Origin of the sequence: Caenibius tardaugens NBRC 16725 (assembly GCF_003860345.1) — a bacterium.
GTDB lineage: Bacteria > Pseudomonadota > Alphaproteobacteria > Sphingomonadales > Sphingomonadaceae > Caenibius > Caenibius tardaugens.
This window is the reverse complement of the sequence record NZ_CP034179.1, coordinates 770,278-785,575: the sequence shown is the minus strand read 5'-3', so window position 1 is coordinate 785,575 and position 15,298 is coordinate 770,278. Positions and strand designations below refer to the sequence as shown.

The following is a 15,298-nucleotide window of genomic DNA, read 5'->3' as shown; positions in this document are numbered from 1 at the left end:
TTATCGGCGTAGTAGAGGGGGCGGTAGATACGGTGCCGGAGGCGAAGTCTCTTGCAGACTACATCAAGGTCGGCGCGCTTCTGCTACTCCGACTCGGGCGATGTTGACCGCGGCCAGACATCCTCCGGTATTTCGTCCATGAGGGTCTTGCCGCTGGCGAAGCGCCGACCAAGCGTCTCGATAAAACCCTCGTAGCGTTTACGACCTTTGACCTGCGCCGCTGCCTGATCTTCGTCGGGCAGCGGCGGGGTCACGGACAGCCAGAAACGGACGAACAGGCTCAGTGCCTCGGTGCTCAGTCCGGTATTGCGCTCCAGCCGCTGCACCTGCCGCGACAGGCGATCGAGCCGGCGCGCGAACGCCGCCTCCATCCGGTCGGTGCCGTCCGGCGACAGGTAGGACGCCACCGCCGCCTCCACGATCGCCGAGCGTGATATGCGTCGCCGGATCGCCAGCTCGTCAACCTGTTTGGCGAGCGCGGGCGGGAAATAGACGTTGAGCCGGGTCCGCATGATCGCCTCCTACAGCTCGATGCCGTCGCCGGGGTCGAGCGACGCTTGCCGCGCAAGTCCCTGCATCCGGCGCCGCACGGCCGCCTGCCGCGCCGCGTCGTCCCGTTCGTCATCGACGATGGCGAACTCCTGGGCTGGCGGTGCTGCCGTTTCGGGCGCGATGGCGACATGCTCGGGCAGTTCGGGCTCCCGGCGCAGACCGGCATTGGCCGCGTCTTCCGCATCGCGGACAATCCGCGCGACCTGCTTTGGATCGGCGGCCGCCTGCCGCCCGGTCCAATCGTCGGGACGGATCGTGGCAGCCACGGACGCCGGCGCCGCCATGATCCGCTCGGACAGCCGCCGGTCCTGATAGTAGCGCGCCTTCTTCGCGCGGATCGGGTGGACGCCCGCCACCATCACGATCTCGTCGTCGGGCGGGAGCTGCATCACCTCACCCGGCGTGAGGAGCTGGCGGGCGGTCTCCGACCGCGACACCATCAAGTGCCCCAGCCACGGCGACAGCCGGTGCCCGGCATAGTTCTTCATCGCCCGCATCTCGGTCGCGGTGCCGAGGGCGTCCGACACACGCTTGGCGGTCCGCTCGTCGTTCGTGGCGAAGCTCACGCGGACATGGCAGTTGTCGAGGATCGCGTTGTTCGGGCCGTAAGCCTTTTCGATCTGGTTGAGAGACTGCGCGATGAGGAACGCCTTGAGTCCATAGCCGGCCATGAACGCCAGGGCGGATTCGAAGAAGTCGAGCCGGCCGAGCGCGGGAAACTCGTCGAGCATCAGCAACACCCGATGCCGGTTGCCCTTCGGGGTCAGCTCCTCGGTCAGCCGGCGCCCGATCTGGTTGAGGATGAGGCGGATCAGCGGCTTGGTGCGGGATATGTCGCTGGGCGGCACGACCAGATAGAGCGTTGCCGGCCGATCGCCCTCGACCAGATCCGATATGCGCCATTGGCAAGCGCGCGTGACCTGCGCGACGACGGGATCGCGATACAGGCCAAGGAACGACATCGCCGTGCTGAGCACGCCCGATCGCTCGTTGTCGGACTTGTTCAGCAGCTCGCGCGCGGCGGAAGCAACGACAGGATGCACGCCGGCTTTGCCCAGGTGCGGCGTCGCCATCATCGCGGCCAGAGTCTGCTCGATCGTGCGACCGGGATCGGACAGGAACCCGGCGACGCCCGCCAAGGTCTTGTCCGGCTCGGCATAGAGGACATGGAGGATCGCGCCGACCAGCAGCGAGTGCGAGGTCTTCTCCCAGTGGTTCCGACGCTCGAGGCTGCCTTCGGGATCGACCAGCACGTCGGCGACATTCTGCACGTCGCGCACCTCCCACTGGCCGCGCCGCACCTCCAGCAGCGGGTTGTAGGCAGCGGACGCCGCGTTGGTCGGATCGAACAGCAGCACCCGGCCGTGGCGCGATCGAAAGCCGGCGGTCAGCGTCCAGTTCTCCCCCTTAATGTCATGCACGATCGCCGAGGCCGGCCAGGTCAGCAGTGACGGCACGACAAGGCCGACGCCCTTGCCGCTGCGCGTGGGCGCGAAGCACAGCACATGCTCGGGACCGTCGTGGCGCAGATAATCGGCGGCGAGCTTGCCAAGCACCACGCCGTTCGGCCCTAGCAACCCGGCTGCGCGCACCTCCCGCTCGGTCGCCCAGCGAGCCGAGCCATAGGTCTCGGCGTTCTTTAATTCGCGCGCCCGCCACACCGACATGCCGATCGCGACCGCGATCGACACGAAGCCGCCCGACGCGGCGATGAAGGCGCCGGTCTGGAAGATCGCGGGCGCATAGGCGTCGAACGAGAACCACCACCAGAAGAAGGCCGGGGGCGGATAGACGCGCCAGCCGAACGCAGCGAACCAGGGCGGCCCCAGCTCGGGCTGATAGGCGAGCGCGGCGGCCGTCCACTGCGTCGCACCCCACACCCCGGCGAGCACGATCAGGAAGACGGCGAAGACCTGGCCCCAAAGAATCTTGGTGGCGGACATTGAGGACTCCTTTTCGGGGTTACAGACCGAGGCCGCGTTTGCGGCCCAGCGCGAGGTCGAGGCCGCCGCCATCGCGGATCACGCCCGCGACTTGTCGGCCAAGCTGCTGTTCGAGGGCGCTGGCCCAGGGCACGAGGCGGAAGCCGAGACCGTCGTCGATCATGGCGAAGCGGCCGGAGGCGAGCACGAGACGCTGCCGCACGACACCGGCGATCTTCTCGCCGGCCTGCGTCGGCCGATAGGCCAGCCCGGTTTCGCTGGCGATCTTCGCGCCAACGGCGTCCAGCTCGCGGCGGCGCAGCGTGTCGATCAGTCCGCGCTCGAACACGGTCCGCTCGCCGTAGCGGCGCGCCAGTCCTTCGCGGACAAGATGATCGGTGCGCGCGTCCATCGCGCGGCGCGCCTCGGCGCCGAACCCTCTGTCCGCGACGCTCGCGCCGCGCTCGATCAGCCGATGGTCGAGCCACGTCGCGCCGGGCGCCTTGATCTGCGCGGTGAGGTCGAGGTCCGACCGCGTGGCAAGGATCAGGGTCGGTTTCGGCTCACCGGGCTTGCCGATTGCGCGCAGCTCGACGATACCGCCGATCGCCGGGCTATGCTCTAGCGCCTCGATGCCGGGGAGCCGAACATGATGCGTGCGGCCGTCTGTGCCGTCGATCACCGCATAGGCCGTGCCGGTCAGCTCGTCGTGCAACCCCTTGTCGATCAACCGGCCGGCGATCGGCTTGTCGGGCGCGCCGCTGAGGACCGCGTAGCTGTCGAGCGACCGGTCCTGCCCGCGGTCCTTGAGCGCCGCGCCGATCGTGCGGATGATGTCGCCGCGCGCGCCCAACTCGCGGAGCTTCGCCTGCGCGCCCTCGGCGACGGCCCATTGGCCGGGCTCGCCCTCGGCAGTGAGGCCCATCGTTTCCAGATGCTGCAACCTGCCGACCATCAACCGGCGGAGGCGCGGATCGTCCGGGCCGGGCCGCTCGGCGCGCAGGTCGATCACGCCCAGCTCGTCGGCAGAACGCTGGATCTCGGCATCGAGCCGGGTCCAGCGTTCTGCCGTCACCTCGCGGTCGAGCGCGCGCTGCACCTCATGTTCGGGTTTCGGCCCCAGCTCGGCGAAAGCCAAGTCTTGCGCGCGCGACCGGAGATTGTGGCTGATGTAGTCGCGGGAGATGACGAGATCGGCACCCTGGTCGGTCTGCCCGCGCACAAGCAGATGGACGTGCGGATTGTCGGTGTTCCAATGATCGACCGCGACCCAATCGAGCCGCGTGCCCAGGTCCGTCTCCATTTGGCGCATGAGGTCGCGCGTGTATTCGCGCAGGTCCGTCAGCTCGGCCGCATCCTCTGGCGATACAATGATGCGGAAGTGATGACGATCGTCCTTGCAACGGTCAGTGAAGGCGCGATCGTCTGCGTTGTCGCCGGCCGCGTCGAACATCCGGGTCGGCGAGCCATCGCGGGTCACGCCCTCGCGCTTTAGATAGGCGACGTGCGCGGACAGCGGCGCCATGCGCCGCCCGCCTCGACTGCGCGTGGTGACGGGCAGCATCTTGACCATCACTCGCCGGCCCGAGCCGAACAGGCGACTGCGCGCGAACGCCGTGCGGCCCCGGCCGAAACTCGACTGGCCGCCACGGCGCGGCCCGCCCCCGGTGCGCCTGCCGCTGCTGTGGATCGCCGCGACGCGCAGCACCTCAGCCACCAGACCGCGCGCATTGCGCCCCTGCGCCTTGCTACGCTTGGCCTTGCCCGGCCGGACGCAGAACTCGCTGTCCTCGCTCACGGCCGGGGCGCTTTCCGCCGAAAACGGCCCTTGGTGCCGTTCGGCGCATTGATATTGCTGCCTTTTTCCTTCCGCGCGGCACGCGTGCCGACCGACGCCCCCGCGTGAAGCCACGGAAAAGCCTTGGCTTTTCGACGACACGGGGTGCGGCTTATATCTTGCCCTCGTCTGTCCCTGCCGTTTTCCTCCTCCCCAGCCCCCTTACTGCTTCGGACGGATGAGGGGGGCGACAGGCCGATCATTGCGGTCGGCCCGCGCGGGCGCGGGACACGAACAGCGTTTCGCGCGGCTCATTGGCGGACGGATCGGCAGCGCGAACGCCGCCAGATGTCGGCCGGTCGGTTGGCAGCTCGGACGCGGCTTCTTCTCCGTCCGACTGCCCGACGACAGCTTCCGAAGCGGCGCTAGCGGTGCGGACGAACAGCGCTGCACGACGCCATGCGAACGGATCAGGCGTAGCAGTGGTCGCCGCCTCCACCGCGCTCGATGCGCCCGTGATCGGCGCGAGCTGGGCCAGATAGCCGACCGTCTCGGGCGGCAGCGGACGGCCGCGCGACACGAAGTCGTCGTAGCGGCCCGGTCCCGCATTATAGGCCGCCAGCATAGCGCTGGCGTTGCCGTAGCGGTCGTGCATCTCGCGCAGATAGGCCGCGCCCGCCATGATGTTATCGCGCACGTCGAACGGATCGGAGCCGAGGCCGTAGCGGGTGCGAAGCCCCGCCCAGGTCGCGGGCATGATCTGCATCAAGCCCATCGCCCCGGCGCGCGATACGGCGCGGGCATTGCCGCCGCTCTCGACGCGCATCACCGCCCATATCCACGCTTCCGGGATGCCGAACCGCCGCGCGGCCCCGGCGACATGACCGGCATAGGGATGGACGGCCGCCGATCGCGCCGCCGGCACTTCCTGCGCCACCGCCGGGACAGACGCGACGCCGCCGGACAGCAGCATGACGGCAGGCGCCACTGCCGATCCCACTCCACTCCGCCGCCAGCCTGCCAGCGTGCTCGCTACGCTCAAGGGTGCGCGCGGAGCGCCGGCCTTTGGCCGCCCTTGACCTTCGCTGCGCGCGCCGGCCGGCCTGCGACCGAGCGGGACGGAGGGATGAGACGGTTTTCCCGCGAACAAAGGGATTATGGGGAAGCGCACCGGATCAATCCTGCTCGCGCGACTTCGGCTGACGGTTCCAGCGCAGCGACCAAGCCGACTTGTCGGCGGTGCTCTGGAACAGCGCGGCGCGAAGCGGCTGCGCGAAGGCGGGGTCGTCGATGCGCAGCGAGACGTAATCCCCGGCGCGTTCGCCGGTCTCATTCCAGCCGGCGCCGATCTCCGGGCCTTCGCCGTCATCGCCGCGATGGACGCGCCAGTCCGGCGCCTTGTCGGCGTCGCTCTGCTCGGCCGGAACGATCGAGATACGGATGTCGAGCGTCGCCGTCTCGATGATGCCTTCGTAGCCTTTGGCGGTGCGGAAGAAGCTGCCGATCTGCATGGGAATCTCCTTTGGGTTGGCGGGCGGGAAAGCGGGTCAGCGCCAGGTGAGCGGCGCGTCGGGCGTGTTGCGGGTGAGGATCGGCGTGGCGCGGCCGAGCACCGTCGAGGCCGGCAGCGGCCCGAAATAGCGGCCGTCCATGCTGTCGGCGTGGTCGGGGTTGAGCATCAGCAGCTCACCGGCGCGCAGCGTGCGGCAGCCTTGCCAGACCGGCAGCGTGCGGCCCCGGCCGTCACGCTGCTGGGCGACGACGACGGGCCGCCCATCGACGCTTACCACCGCGTCGATGCGGCACACGATCTGTCCCGGCCGCGCCGCGACATGCTTCAACAGCGGCACACGCTCGCCGAGATAGCCGCGCTCCGCCAGCCATCGCGCCAGCGCTGGTGGCGGCTTCACGGCGACCAATGCACCGTGCGGCGGATCGGGCAGCGGCTCGATCCGGTATAGTCCGATCGGCGCGCTGGCGCTGGCGTTCCAGACGACGCGCGGGAACGGGTCGAACACCGCCACGGCGAGGAACGACGCGGCGAACAGCGACGCGGCGGATGCTGTCGCAATGGCCCATCCACGGCGCGTCATCCTTCGATCTCCCGGCGCTTAAGCCAGGCGCGATGACGCTCAATCGTGTAGGGGCGCGGCTGCTGTCCGGCCGCGATCCGGTTGGCGACATGCCGCCAGTGATCGGGCGCGGCGTCGCATGGATCGACGCCGGCCGCCTCGGTAGCGTCGATCGCGGCGAGCACTTGGCTGACCTTGGGCCAGCCTTCGATCTTGAGCAGGATGTCGCCGCCCGGCCGCACGAACGGGAGCGTCGTGAACGGCTCGTTCGCGCCGACCGCGCGCACGATGTCAATGCGCGAGCTGACCGTGCCGTAGTCGTTCGCCGCCCATCGGACGAACGCGAAGATCGCGCCGGGACGGAACTGGACGATGCGGCGGCGGCGATCAACGATTTCGTCCACCGCGACGCGGCCGAACCTGATCCAGTGCTCGATCCGCTTCTCGATCCAGGTCAGTTCAACGCGGGTCATGCCGTCATCGGACGGCTGGCGGTGGCGCATGGGCGACGGTGGGACGGTCATCGCCGGCTCCGAGCGATGGCCGAATCCGCACGCGGCATGAGGTCGTCCTGCCCCGGATCGGAGGTCGAGTGCTTGATGCCGATGTCGGCCCAGGCGCGCAGGTCATCGACCGAATAGACCACCCGCCCGCCGATCCGGCGGTAGGCAGGGCCGGTCCCGAAATAGCGGTGCTTTTCGAGGGTCCGGCCGGAGAGGCCGAGAAACCGCGCGGCTTCCGGCGTGCGCAGGAAGCGGGGCGGCAGATTGGGAGGCGTATCGGACAAGTGACTGCTCCTGCGGGCGGTGGCGGCAGGAGGCGTAATTGTCAGAACTGAGGCGGCCGGGTGGGGTATGAAGATGTGCGGCTGCACGGACGCGACCACCCCGCGAGGGCGATCGGCCTCAGCCGGAAGCGGAATGAACTATGTCTTCCTTGCGTCCCAGCCGCTATATGCAATCACAGGTTTACTGGCTTATCCAGAATCACTTGGGGGCAGAGATGGCTGACAAGAAAGTGGTGTTCATCGCGTTCGCAATCGAAGACGAACGCCAGCGGGATTTCTTGAAGGGGCAGTCGCTTCATCCCCGCGCTCCGTATGAGTTCATCGACATGTCGGTGAAGCAGGCTTACGACAATGATTGGAAGACGAAGGTGCGCACTCGCATCCGTCGTTCAGACGGTGTGATCGTCCTCGTAAGCAAAAACTCGCTGACTTCGAGCGGCCAAAAATGGGAGATTCAGTGCGCTCAGGAAGAGGGTAAGCCTATTCGAGGCATCTACGCCTACTCCAATGACCGGACCAGTCTGGCGGGCGTGACCACGTACGTCTGGAGCGACACGAATATCAGCGGCTTCATCGACTCGCTTTGATGAGGTGCATTTGTGCGTAAGGCTCTCATTGTCGGTATCGACCACTACGACCACATTGGCGGCCTGAGTGGTTGCGTAAATGACGCTCACTCGGTGAAAAGCGTGCTCGAACGGCATGCCGACGGCACTGTCAATTTCGCCACGCCGATGTTGCTGACTGGAACCAGCGCGACGGATCGAGTCGAAAAGGGGCGGCTCAAGGACGCGGTTAGAGAACTATTTGCTGACGATTCGGAAATCGCGCTCTTCTATTTTGCCGGTCATGGCTACATTGAAGATACTGGCGGTTTTCTGTGTGGCACGGAATGCAAGTCTGGCGACGATGGTCTCTCGCTCTCCGAGTTGATGACTCTCGCAGGGAAGTCTCCCGCAAAGAACAAGATCGTCATTCTCGATAGTTGCCACAGTGGCGTTGCAGGCACGCGGCCGGAGCAGATGATTGCCGAAGTGAAGGAAGGCATGACCATTCTGACGGCTTCAACCGCAGAGCAATATGCGATGGAAGTTCCCGGAGGTGGGGCCGGTGTCTTCACGAGCCTATTCGTCGATGCACTCGGCGGTGCGGCTGCAAATCTACTTGGCGACGTAACGCCCGGCAGCGTCTATGCGCATATCGATCAATCTCTTGGCCCTTGGGCACAACGCCCTATGTTCAAGACCAATGTGAAGACCTTCGTGTCATTGCGTAAGGCTGCAGCACCGATCCCGCTTGCGGATTTGCAAGTGCTGGCGACATATTTCCCCCGCCCGGACTATGATTTTCCCCTAGATCCCAGCTACGAGCCGGAACGCACGGAGGAACAGAAGGCTGACCCAAATCTACCGCCACCAGACCCCCAAAAGAACGCGGTCTTTGCGGTGTTACAGCGCTATGTGAAGGTAAATTTGGTTCGTCCGGTCGGGGAAGCCCACATGTGGCACGCAGCGATGAACAGCAAGTCCTGCGAGTTGACGGTTCTCGGACAGCATTATCGGCAGCTTGTCGCTGACGGGCTCATCTAACCGATGGGCGATCCGATCGACGTCGATGCCGTCTTGTACGGTCTCATGGACGAACTGGCTGCGATCGAGCATGAGCGCTGGTCACATTGGCAGCGATACATGCATTCAAAGGGCGTCAGGCAAGCAGACGGCTCGCTCGTCTTGCCTGCCGAACTGGTGGAACGATGGGATCGGCAAGCGGCGACGGACTACCATGATCTCAGCGCCAAAGAGAAGCAAAGCGACCGCGATCAAGTTAGTCGCTACCTGCCCCTAATAGCCACCGCTCTCAATGCTCGTTCTTGATGTTAGGTCGTTACTTTGCTGCCGCAACGCCGCCGCGCCGGAAACTGCGCGACCTTATATTGCGTGAAAGTCCTATAATCCAATTTCGAGGGGCCGTTTAGGACGATCAACGAATGCGGAGCAGCTTGCGATAGTCGCCATTCATCATGGCGATGCCGTCGCGGACCAGGCGCACGACGAATGACCGCGAGGCCGACATTTTCCAGTCGCTCGCGGAAAGACGGGCAGCGTCATCGCGTCCCAGCGCTGTCGCGATTTCGCGGTAGGTTGCGCCGTTCTGACGGAGGTCTATCGCGCGGAGCATCAGGTCGAGCCGTGCGAGCCGATAGGCCGTCAGCGGCCAGCCGCGCGGCAGCGGCCCGGCTGTCCGGCCGAGCAGACGCCGGTGAAAGCGCAGCAGGCTCGCGATCCGGGTGATGAAGTCCTTGTCGAGCGGAATGATCGCGGCGAGCGGCTTGCCCGGTGCAGGATCGCGCAGCCACAGCCGATGCTCGCCGGCCGCGTCGGCGACGACGACATGGCGGCCGTCGATCCCGGCCAGGTCGGCGAGCAGCGCGCCCAGCGCGCGCGGAGGGACCGGGGCGGCGGTCTCAAATCCCTCCGGCGCGGCGTCGAGAATGACCGTGACGGCGGTCAGCTCCGGGCGCCAGATGACCGACTCTAAAAGCTCATCCGGCGCCGTGGCGAAAGGACAACCCCCAGCGCCGCGCGAACGCCGTCTCGGCGGCGTTCTTCGCGACGGCGCCGCTCGCGATGCGCTGCTGCATCTGCGTGTGTTCGGCGCGATAGGTGCGGTTTCGGCGTAGGAACTCAGCTGCTAAATCGGCGCGCCCGAGGGCGTCGGACAGTCCGCCGGCGCGCCGCTGGCGACGCCCAGGTGGCGTCGGCATTGCATCCTCCCCGCCGCGCTCTGCGCGGATTTCGGAGAACGCAACATCGTCGCCGCCTTACCTACAGGATAGAGCGAAGATCGCGCACAACCATGTCGCGCGGGCGGGACCATAACAACCGAACTCGATCCAAATTGGAGTTCAATTTTAACGGTTTAGCGGGGGCTGACAGCCGAGCAGATGAGCATATCCCACCTCTGTTATCCACCGCGCGCGAGCTAGATGAGTGTCATGCATCGTCTTCGCACGATCCGGCTCCACGGCGGCGTCGATGCCGAAAATCAGTCCCGCTGCCTCGCGCCAATCGGTTCCATCTGCGTTAGCATCTAACAAGCGCAGATAGTCCGCCAAATGACCCTCGTCATAGCTGGTGAGCTGCTGCGAATCAGGCGCGCATTCATCGAATCCCATCTTGACCATGATGCCCCCGACTTCCCGCCCGCGTTAACCAATAAGCCAATGTCGGAGCATTTTCGATGCGCTCGTTCTGCATGACTGCGCGCGGAATCTGCAATGCCTCGACAATTCACAGGGCTGCTGATTTGCGGTGCGCCCCCGCAAACAGCTCCTGAACCCGTGATCGGGGAGTTGGAAAACCGGATTAACTCGGTTCCTACGACCTTTAGCACCGAGGCACCTGGACATACGTCGCAGGCTCCCCGACCGCATGGTCAAGGATCGCGACGCCGTCACGGCCGGCGCCGAACCGGTTAATCCGGGGTTTCCACACCCCAGGCCGCCGCGTAGCGGCCCGAGGACTTCATAGAACAGCACTGCCGAAATGACTACCCAAAGCGAGCCGGGCGGCAGCCCGGCGAGCGAACCTTTGCGGCCGCGCGGACCTTGGGGACGCGCGGCCGCCGCCGATCCGCCGCAGCGGATCGGCGCGGAAATGGCGAAGCCGCAGGGCCGAGCTCGGCCCTGCGGCGGCGATAGTTAGGCTTTGAGGCGCTGCATCCCTTCGGCCAGTGTCCAAAGCGCGCGATTGAGCGTCACGTTCTGGTCGATGCCGTTGATGGCGCGGGTCTGGCTGCGGCGGATACGGCCCTCGGCATTGCGCTTGCGGCCCTGTAATCCGCCCCGAACGACATTCTCCTGAATGACGTTGAACGTGGTCCACAGGCTGTCACCCATGTCCTCGCGGCGGCGCGGCTCGATGATCTGCTCGGGCCGCAACGGGCTTTCGTCCTCTCCGTAGCGCGCGACCAGGCTGACCTCGCCGAGTAAGCGGCGCTCTTCCTCGGAAAGCCGAACCTCCTTCATGGTCTCGCTGGCGTCGATCAGCCGGGGGAAGTCCTCCGCCACGGTGTAAACACCCTCGATTATATCGTGCTGGATGTTGCCCTTGTGCGGCACGCGGACCTCCTCGAACCGCTCGCCCGCGATCATGCTATTGGTGCAGACGAACCGCAGCATCCCGGCGAACATCTGATAGGCGCTGGTCCCGTCATGGCTGTTGACGATGATGACTTCGGCCGCCTCGGGCTTGCCGATACCGTCGTCCCGGCGCAGGCGCAGCATGTGCTTGGCGTGGCCGTGGCGGCTGCCGTCGCGCGGAACCGACTGAACCGCGAAGAAAGGGAACCATCCTTCCCGGCGCAGCCCCTCCACGATGTCGATGGTCGGAACATAGACATAGCGCTCCGAACGGCTGTCGTGCGCCTCGCGGGCGAAGATGGACGGCACGTGCCGATACAGCGCCTCGTTGTCGAGCGCCTCACGGCCGCTGATCTGATGGGCGTTGCGGCCGAACCGGGTGGCAAGCTGATGACACATGGCTGAACTCCTTGGGCTTGGGTTTCCGCGCAGCGGAACGCCGCGCTGAAACCCTGCCCGTCGGCGAGACCGGGGGTGCAACCGGAGTGGGCGGCTTCGCGGGGAACCGGCTGCACGGAACGCGCTCGCGCGTGAAGGAAGCTGGGCGGAAGCCGCTCCGAAGGGCGCTGGGGGCGGCGCCCCAAGCACCTCACAACATGCCGGGCCGATGGCCCGTCCATATTATGAACTGGCGAACCAACACACGAAGGCGCCCCGCTCAGAGGGAGCGGGGCGCCGTGTCGAGGTCAGCGCGACCAGATGAGAGCGTATTCGCCGGGGGTCTCGGTTTCGACCAGAGTGGCGTAGATCGGAGCCGCGAAGGTCGGATCGTCCAGCTTGACCGAGATGTAGTCGCGGTTCTCGCGGCTGGTCTTCTTCCATCCCGCGCCGCACTCGACCGTGCCGACCACGAGACGAAAATCGGGGGCCTTATCGCTCTCCTTCTCGATCGGACGGAGGGTGGCCTTTGCGTTGAGGGTGAGCGTCTTGATGGTTCCGCTGAAGGAGCCGTTGCCCGCCTGGGTGAAGGTGCCGATGGTGGCCATGTCGAAGTTCCTTTTGCTTCGGGCCACGACCGCCGCGGCCTCGATGGCGATCGGTGAAGCGGGGATGATCGGACGCGCACCGCTTGCGGCCGAAGCACAGCGGAGGATGGCGACGCGCGGCTTTTTTGTTTCGCGATGCAAAGCCGAAGGCGGCGGAAAAAAGCCGCGCGGCGCCGTTGCGCCAGGCCGATCAAGGCGAAGCCGGCCCCGGTTAGATCAAGCCAATCGAGAGGCCGCGCGGTTGTCGCCGAGCCGGAAATTCTACGCCGTGGCTATGATGGGCATCGTCAGTCGGAGGGCATTCGCTTCTTTGCTGGACCGCGCCAGGCTCACCTCGCAAGTAATCCTTCGCAAAGACTACAGGAGAGCGAACGCCGCTGACGCTCCCTATGTGTTCGCCGAGATCCCGCGCGAGGCTGGCATAGACCGTCGCTCATCGCCCGCATCATAGTCGCCGAGCGGTCCCGCCGCGTGGGTCTGCAACTTTACTCGACGAACCCACCTCCAGAAATGCAACGGTCGATCCGCTATCAGCACGCCGCCCCGCGTCCTCGGAGCGGGGCGCCTGTGCAATGGGAAAGCGGCCGCGCCCCAACGGGCGCGGCCGCGATTTTTCGCCGGTCACAAAAAGAAGCCGGGACCGCTCGCGCGGTCCCGGCCCCGTGCCGCTATTCGGCGGCGACAGCAAAGGATGCTTCGCTGTCCTCCACTTCGGGCGGCTGCTCCACGCTATCCGCGTCCTCCGGCTCCGCAGGCGCGGGGTCCGCTCCCTCCGGTTCGGGCGTCCGCAGCACGGCAGGAAGCCAGCCGGTCCCGGAAAGAAGCTGCTCGGCGGCTTGCGCCATGTCCGGCTTCTTCATGTCCGCGATGCGGCGAGCGGCGTCCTCGGACACGCCTTCGGTCACAGCGTCCACGATATGCGCCTTGGTGACGCGGCCAAGGTAGCTGTCCACGGTCGGCGTCCAGTCCTTCGCCACGTCCAGCGCCAGCGCGTCCGCCAGCCTGTCCGCCGTTTGCAGCGACCGGGGCTTGCGGTCCCACGGCAACCGCAGAGCGTTGACGGTGCGAGCCGCGCAATGCGCCAGCAACGCAATCCGCTTCGCCTCGTCCAGCCCGACGATGAAGCCCCACAGGTCCGCCACGTCGCGCGGCATCCGCTCGGCCCATGCCTCGTGCTGCTCGCTCGCCCGTGCCGCCAATGGCGTGTCCTCGATCCCGTCCGCATGGCTCCCCAAGGGGGTCACGGTCGGACGAACCTCAAGGCAACCGGCCTCCGCATAGCTGTAGAAAAGTTGCGCGGTCAGCGTGTGGGTCAGCGCGATCAGGGCCATATCGGGCTGCTCGGCCAGCGCCACGCGAAGCGCCAGCGTCCGATAGGCGGACAGGTCACGGGTGAGGCTGTCGGAAATCGGCTTGCCCGGGTCTTCGTCCTCGTCGGCATCCTGCACGTCCTCGTCGCCGTCCTCCGGCTGCTCGTCGTCGCCCATCTGCGGCTCGGTCGCATCGCCTTCTTCCGGCTCCGGCTGGGGGTCCGCCAACGCCTCGTCCTCGGCCCGCACGAAACCGCGCTCGACCCTGACCGTGCCGTCATGTTGAAGTACGACGAACGCACCGCCATTGGCGATCACATTGGGGTCGTAGGCGGAACGCTTGGCGGACAGGGCGTCCATTTCGGCGTCCAGCGCACGGGCTTTCGCCGCCAAATCCTCGGGCATTTCATCCAGCGAGTCATAGCCGTCGACGATCTGGTCGTACTCGGCCCATGCCTCATCGACCCGCGCCTCCTCCTCGTCGGACAGGGCGACGGTCTGCGGATAGAAGCGCCGCATCCCGTGGGCGTGGGGATAGTCGATATGCGCCTCGGCCCATTTCCAGCCCTCGGCCTGAACGCGCTCGGCAACTTCGCGCAATTTCTCGACGGCGAGCGTATCGAGCAAACCCGCATCCTCGAAGAACCCGCCACGATCCTCGCTGAACAGGTCGCGGATGATGTTGCCGCCCGCTTCCGCGTAAGCTTCGGCTCCGACGAATATCGCGCGCCGGTCCTCTGCCACGACATTGCTTGCGGTCATGTCGCGCCGGATGATCCACGGTTCGCGGTTGTGATGCAGGTTGGCGAAAACCTGCTCCTGCCGGTCATGGTCCTCGGTGATAGCGAAGGCCATAAGCTGATCCAGCGTAAGACCGTCCTCCCGATAGACCTGCAACAGCTTGGGCGAGACAGCGCCAAGGCGAAGCCGCTGCTTCACCACGCCAGCCGACACGCCAAACCGCGCGCCGATTTCTTCCACGCCATAGCCCTTGCTTTCGGACAGTTCGCGGAACCGCTCGAACTGGTCGGCGGGGTGCATAGGGGTCCGGGTCACGTTCTCGTCCAGACTGATTTCGGACGGATCGTTGGCGGTATCGAGCCAGCAGCGCACGACTTCCGACTTCTTGATCTGCTTGCGCTTGGCGCGCAGCAACATCGCCAGCCTGCGGCCTTCACCAGCGGTAACGAGATAGTTGCCGGTCGGCGTCCCGTCCTCCTTGGTTTCCGGCTCTACGACAAGGTTCTGGATCAGCCCCTTGTGCTGGATCGAAGCGGCCAGCGCCTCGATAGCGGCTTCCCCATGCGGCACCTTGCGGGCATTGCGCGGGGACTTCTTGAGCTTGGCGAGCGGCACGAAAATCTCGACGCCCGACACAGGCTCGGCGGCTAGGATTTCGGTAACAGCGTTCATCACACTTCTCCTAAAAACCACACTCACCCCGGAATGGGGTGGGCGGCGAAGAAGCTTGCCGTTGGCCCGCTGGCGGAGCCGGGCAGCATCCGCAGGACCGGAACGCAGTGGAGGACGCGCCAACAGCGCGTTGCGGCCCGGCGCGGCGGGCCTAAAGGGAAGCGTCGCCCACCCCATCGACGGGGAGAGAAACGACCAGATGCGATCGGGCTGGCGCAGCCCTGGCTCGATCTCCGCAGATCGGAAAGACAACAATCCGCGCAGCGGATTGCCGAACGGCGCAGCAGCGCCACCCCGCCATGCTGATCGTCACCCGGCAGGGACGAGACCCGTCAGGG

17 protein-coding genes are annotated in these 15,298 nt (G+C 66.1%); 3 read left to right on the top strand and 14 right to left on the bottom strand.

Annotated features, from left to right (window positions below; genetic code table 11):
* Positions 1 to 83: 83 nt before the first annotated feature.
* The 8 genes from EGO55_RS03690 to EGO55_RS03655 form a co-directional block, all read right to left on the bottom strand.
* Positions 84 to 512 (bottom strand): ribbon-helix-helix domain-containing protein, encoded by a 429-nt coding sequence (locus tag EGO55_RS03690; protein ID WP_021691188.1) that lies wholly within the window; start codon positions 510 to 512, stop codon positions 84 to 86.
* 9 nt (positions 513 to 521) lie between these two features.
* Positions 522 to 2,495: a conjugal transfer protein TraG gene (locus tag EGO55_RS03685; protein WP_021691187.1), complete on the bottom strand. Its 1,974-nt coding sequence runs from the start codon at positions 2,493 to 2,495 to the stop codon at positions 522 to 524.
* Between the two features lie 19 nt (positions 2,496 to 2,514).
* Entirely contained in the window at positions 2,515 to 4,272 is a 1,758-nt protein-coding gene (locus tag EGO55_RS03680) for a relaxase/mobilization nuclease domain-containing protein (RefSeq protein WP_021691186.1), read from the bottom strand.
* Between the two features lie 238 nt (positions 4,273 to 4,510).
* Positions 4,511 to 5,422 (bottom strand): lytic transglycosylase domain-containing protein, encoded by a 912-nt coding sequence (locus EGO55_RS03675; RefSeq protein WP_040716713.1) that lies wholly within the window; start codon positions 5,420 to 5,422, stop codon positions 4,511 to 4,513.
* A gap of 4 nt (positions 5,423 to 5,426) precedes the next feature.
* On the bottom strand, positions 5,427 to 5,762 hold the full coding sequence (locus tag EGO55_RS20805; RefSeq protein WP_021691184.1) for a DUF736 domain-containing protein: 336 nt from the start codon (positions 5,760 to 5,762) through the stop codon (positions 5,427 to 5,429).
* Between the two features lie 36 nt (positions 5,763 to 5,798).
* Entirely contained in the window at positions 5,799 to 6,344 is a 546-nt protein-coding gene (locus EGO55_RS03665) for a S26 family signal peptidase (protein ID WP_021691183.1), read from the bottom strand.
* Entirely contained in the window at positions 6,341 to 6,847 is a 507-nt protein-coding gene (locus EGO55_RS03660; RefSeq protein ID WP_021691182.1) for a DUF2840 domain-containing protein, read from the bottom strand. The genes EGO55_RS03665 and EGO55_RS03660 overlap by 4 nt, the downstream gene beginning before the upstream one ends.
* Positions 6,844 to 7,110, bottom strand: coding sequence for a helix-turn-helix transcriptional regulator (locus EGO55_RS03655; protein ID WP_021691181.1), 267 nt, complete (start codon positions 7,108 to 7,110; stop codon positions 6,844 to 6,846). The genes EGO55_RS03660 and EGO55_RS03655 overlap by 4 nt, the downstream gene beginning before the upstream one ends.
* Before the next feature lie 215 nt (positions 7,111 to 7,325).
* Between EGO55_RS03655 and EGO55_RS03650 the strand changes: the two genes are divergently transcribed.
* From EGO55_RS03650 to EGO55_RS03640, 3 genes are read left to right on the top strand one after another with little or no spacing between them, the layout of a single operon-like run.
* Positions 7,326 to 7,697 carry a TIR domain-containing protein gene (locus tag EGO55_RS03650; protein WP_021691180.1) on the top strand — a complete coding sequence of 124 codons (372 nt, stop codon included), beginning with the start codon at positions 7,326 to 7,328 and terminating at the stop codon, positions 7,695 to 7,697.
* Positions 7,698 to 7,709: 12 nt separating this feature from the next.
* Positions 7,710 to 8,699, top strand: a complete 990-nt coding sequence (locus EGO55_RS03645) for a caspase family protein (protein ID WP_021691179.1) — start codon at positions 7,710 to 7,712, stop codon at positions 8,697 to 8,699.
* Between the two features lie 3 nt (positions 8,700 to 8,702).
* Positions 8,703 to 8,984: a hypothetical protein gene (locus EGO55_RS03640; protein WP_021691178.1), complete on the top strand. Its 282-nt coding sequence runs from the start codon at positions 8,703 to 8,705 to the stop codon at positions 8,982 to 8,984.
* Between the two features lie 106 nt (positions 8,985 to 9,090).
* Here EGO55_RS03640 and EGO55_RS21675 read toward each other — a convergent pair whose 3' ends face one another.
* The 6 genes from EGO55_RS21675 to EGO55_RS03610 all read right to left on the bottom strand — a co-directional run bounded on the left by EGO55_RS21675 (position 9,091) and on the right by EGO55_RS03610 (position 14,960).
* Complete coding sequence (locus tag EGO55_RS21675) at positions 9,091 to 9,603, bottom strand: DUF2285 domain-containing protein (RefSeq protein ID WP_429860915.1); 513 nt, start codon at positions 9,601 to 9,603, stop codon at positions 9,091 to 9,093.
* Between the two features lie 49 nt (positions 9,604 to 9,652).
* Positions 9,653 to 9,874, bottom strand: a complete 222-nt coding sequence (locus EGO55_RS03630; RefSeq protein WP_021691175.1) for a transcriptional regulator domain-containing protein — start codon at positions 9,872 to 9,874, stop codon at positions 9,653 to 9,655.
* Between the two features lie 147 nt (positions 9,875 to 10,021).
* Positions 10,022 to 10,294 carry a DNA -binding domain-containing protein gene (locus EGO55_RS03625; RefSeq protein ID WP_021691174.1) on the bottom strand — a complete coding sequence of 91 codons (273 nt, stop codon included), beginning with the start codon at positions 10,292 to 10,294 and terminating at the stop codon, positions 10,022 to 10,024.
* A gap of 516 nt (positions 10,295 to 10,810) precedes the next feature.
* Positions 10,811 to 11,650, bottom strand: a complete 840-nt coding sequence (locus EGO55_RS03620) for a DUF932 domain-containing protein (protein ID WP_021691173.1) — start codon at positions 11,648 to 11,650, stop codon at positions 10,811 to 10,813.
* A gap of 287 nt (positions 11,651 to 11,937) precedes the next feature.
* Positions 11,938 to 12,237 (bottom strand): DUF736 domain-containing protein, encoded by a 300-nt coding sequence (locus EGO55_RS03615; protein ID WP_021691172.1) that lies wholly within the window; start codon positions 12,235 to 12,237, stop codon positions 11,938 to 11,940.
* A 668-nt stretch (positions 12,238 to 12,905) separates the two neighbouring features.
* A complete protein-coding gene (locus EGO55_RS03610; RefSeq protein ID WP_021691171.1) occupies positions 12,906 to 14,960 on the bottom strand; it encodes a ParB/RepB/Spo0J family partition protein in 2,055 nt (684 codons plus the stop codon).
* Positions 14,961 to 15,298: the final 338 nt, after the last annotated feature.

Coding starts and splice junctions, on each gene's coding strand:
- EGO55_RS03620 (WP_021691173.1), bottom strand. CDS start 11,650: ATGTGTCATCAGCTTGCCACCCGGTTCGGCCGCAACGCCCATCAGATC.
- EGO55_RS03650 (WP_021691180.1), top strand. CDS start 7,326: ATGGCTGACAAGAAAGTGGTGTTCATCGCGTTCGCAATCGAAGACGAA.
- EGO55_RS03660 (WP_021691182.1), bottom strand. CDS start 6,847: ATGACCGTCCCACCGTCGCCCATGCGCCACCGCCAGCCGTCCGATGAC.
- EGO55_RS03665 (WP_021691183.1), bottom strand. CDS start 6,344: ATGACGCGCCGTGGATGGGCCATTGCGACAGCATCCGCCGCGTCGCTG.
- EGO55_RS03625 (WP_021691174.1), bottom strand. CDS start 10,294: ATGGTCAAGATGGGATTCGATGAATGCGCGCCTGATTCGCAGCAGCTC.
- EGO55_RS03640 (WP_021691178.1), top strand. CDS start 8,703: ATGGGCGATCCGATCGACGTCGATGCCGTCTTGTACGGTCTCATGGAC.
- EGO55_RS03610 (WP_021691171.1), bottom strand. CDS start 14,960: ATGAACGCTGTTACCGAAATCCTAGCCGCCGAGCCTGTGTCGGGCGTC.
- EGO55_RS03690 (WP_021691188.1), bottom strand. CDS start 512: ATGCGGACCCGGCTCAACGTCTATTTCCCGCCCGCGCTCGCCAAACAG.
- EGO55_RS20805 (WP_021691184.1), bottom strand. CDS start 5,762: ATGCAGATCGGCAGCTTCTTCCGCACCGCCAAAGGCTACGAAGGCATC.
- EGO55_RS03685 (WP_021691187.1), bottom strand. CDS start 2,495: ATGTCCGCCACCAAGATTCTTTGGGGCCAGGTCTTCGCCGTCTTCCTG.
- EGO55_RS03615 (WP_021691172.1), bottom strand. CDS start 12,237: ATGGCCACCATCGGCACCTTCACCCAGGCGGGCAACGGCTCCTTCAGC.
- EGO55_RS03630 (WP_021691175.1), bottom strand. CDS start 9,874: ATGCCGACGCCACCTGGGCGTCGCCAGCGGCGCGCCGGCGGACTGTCC.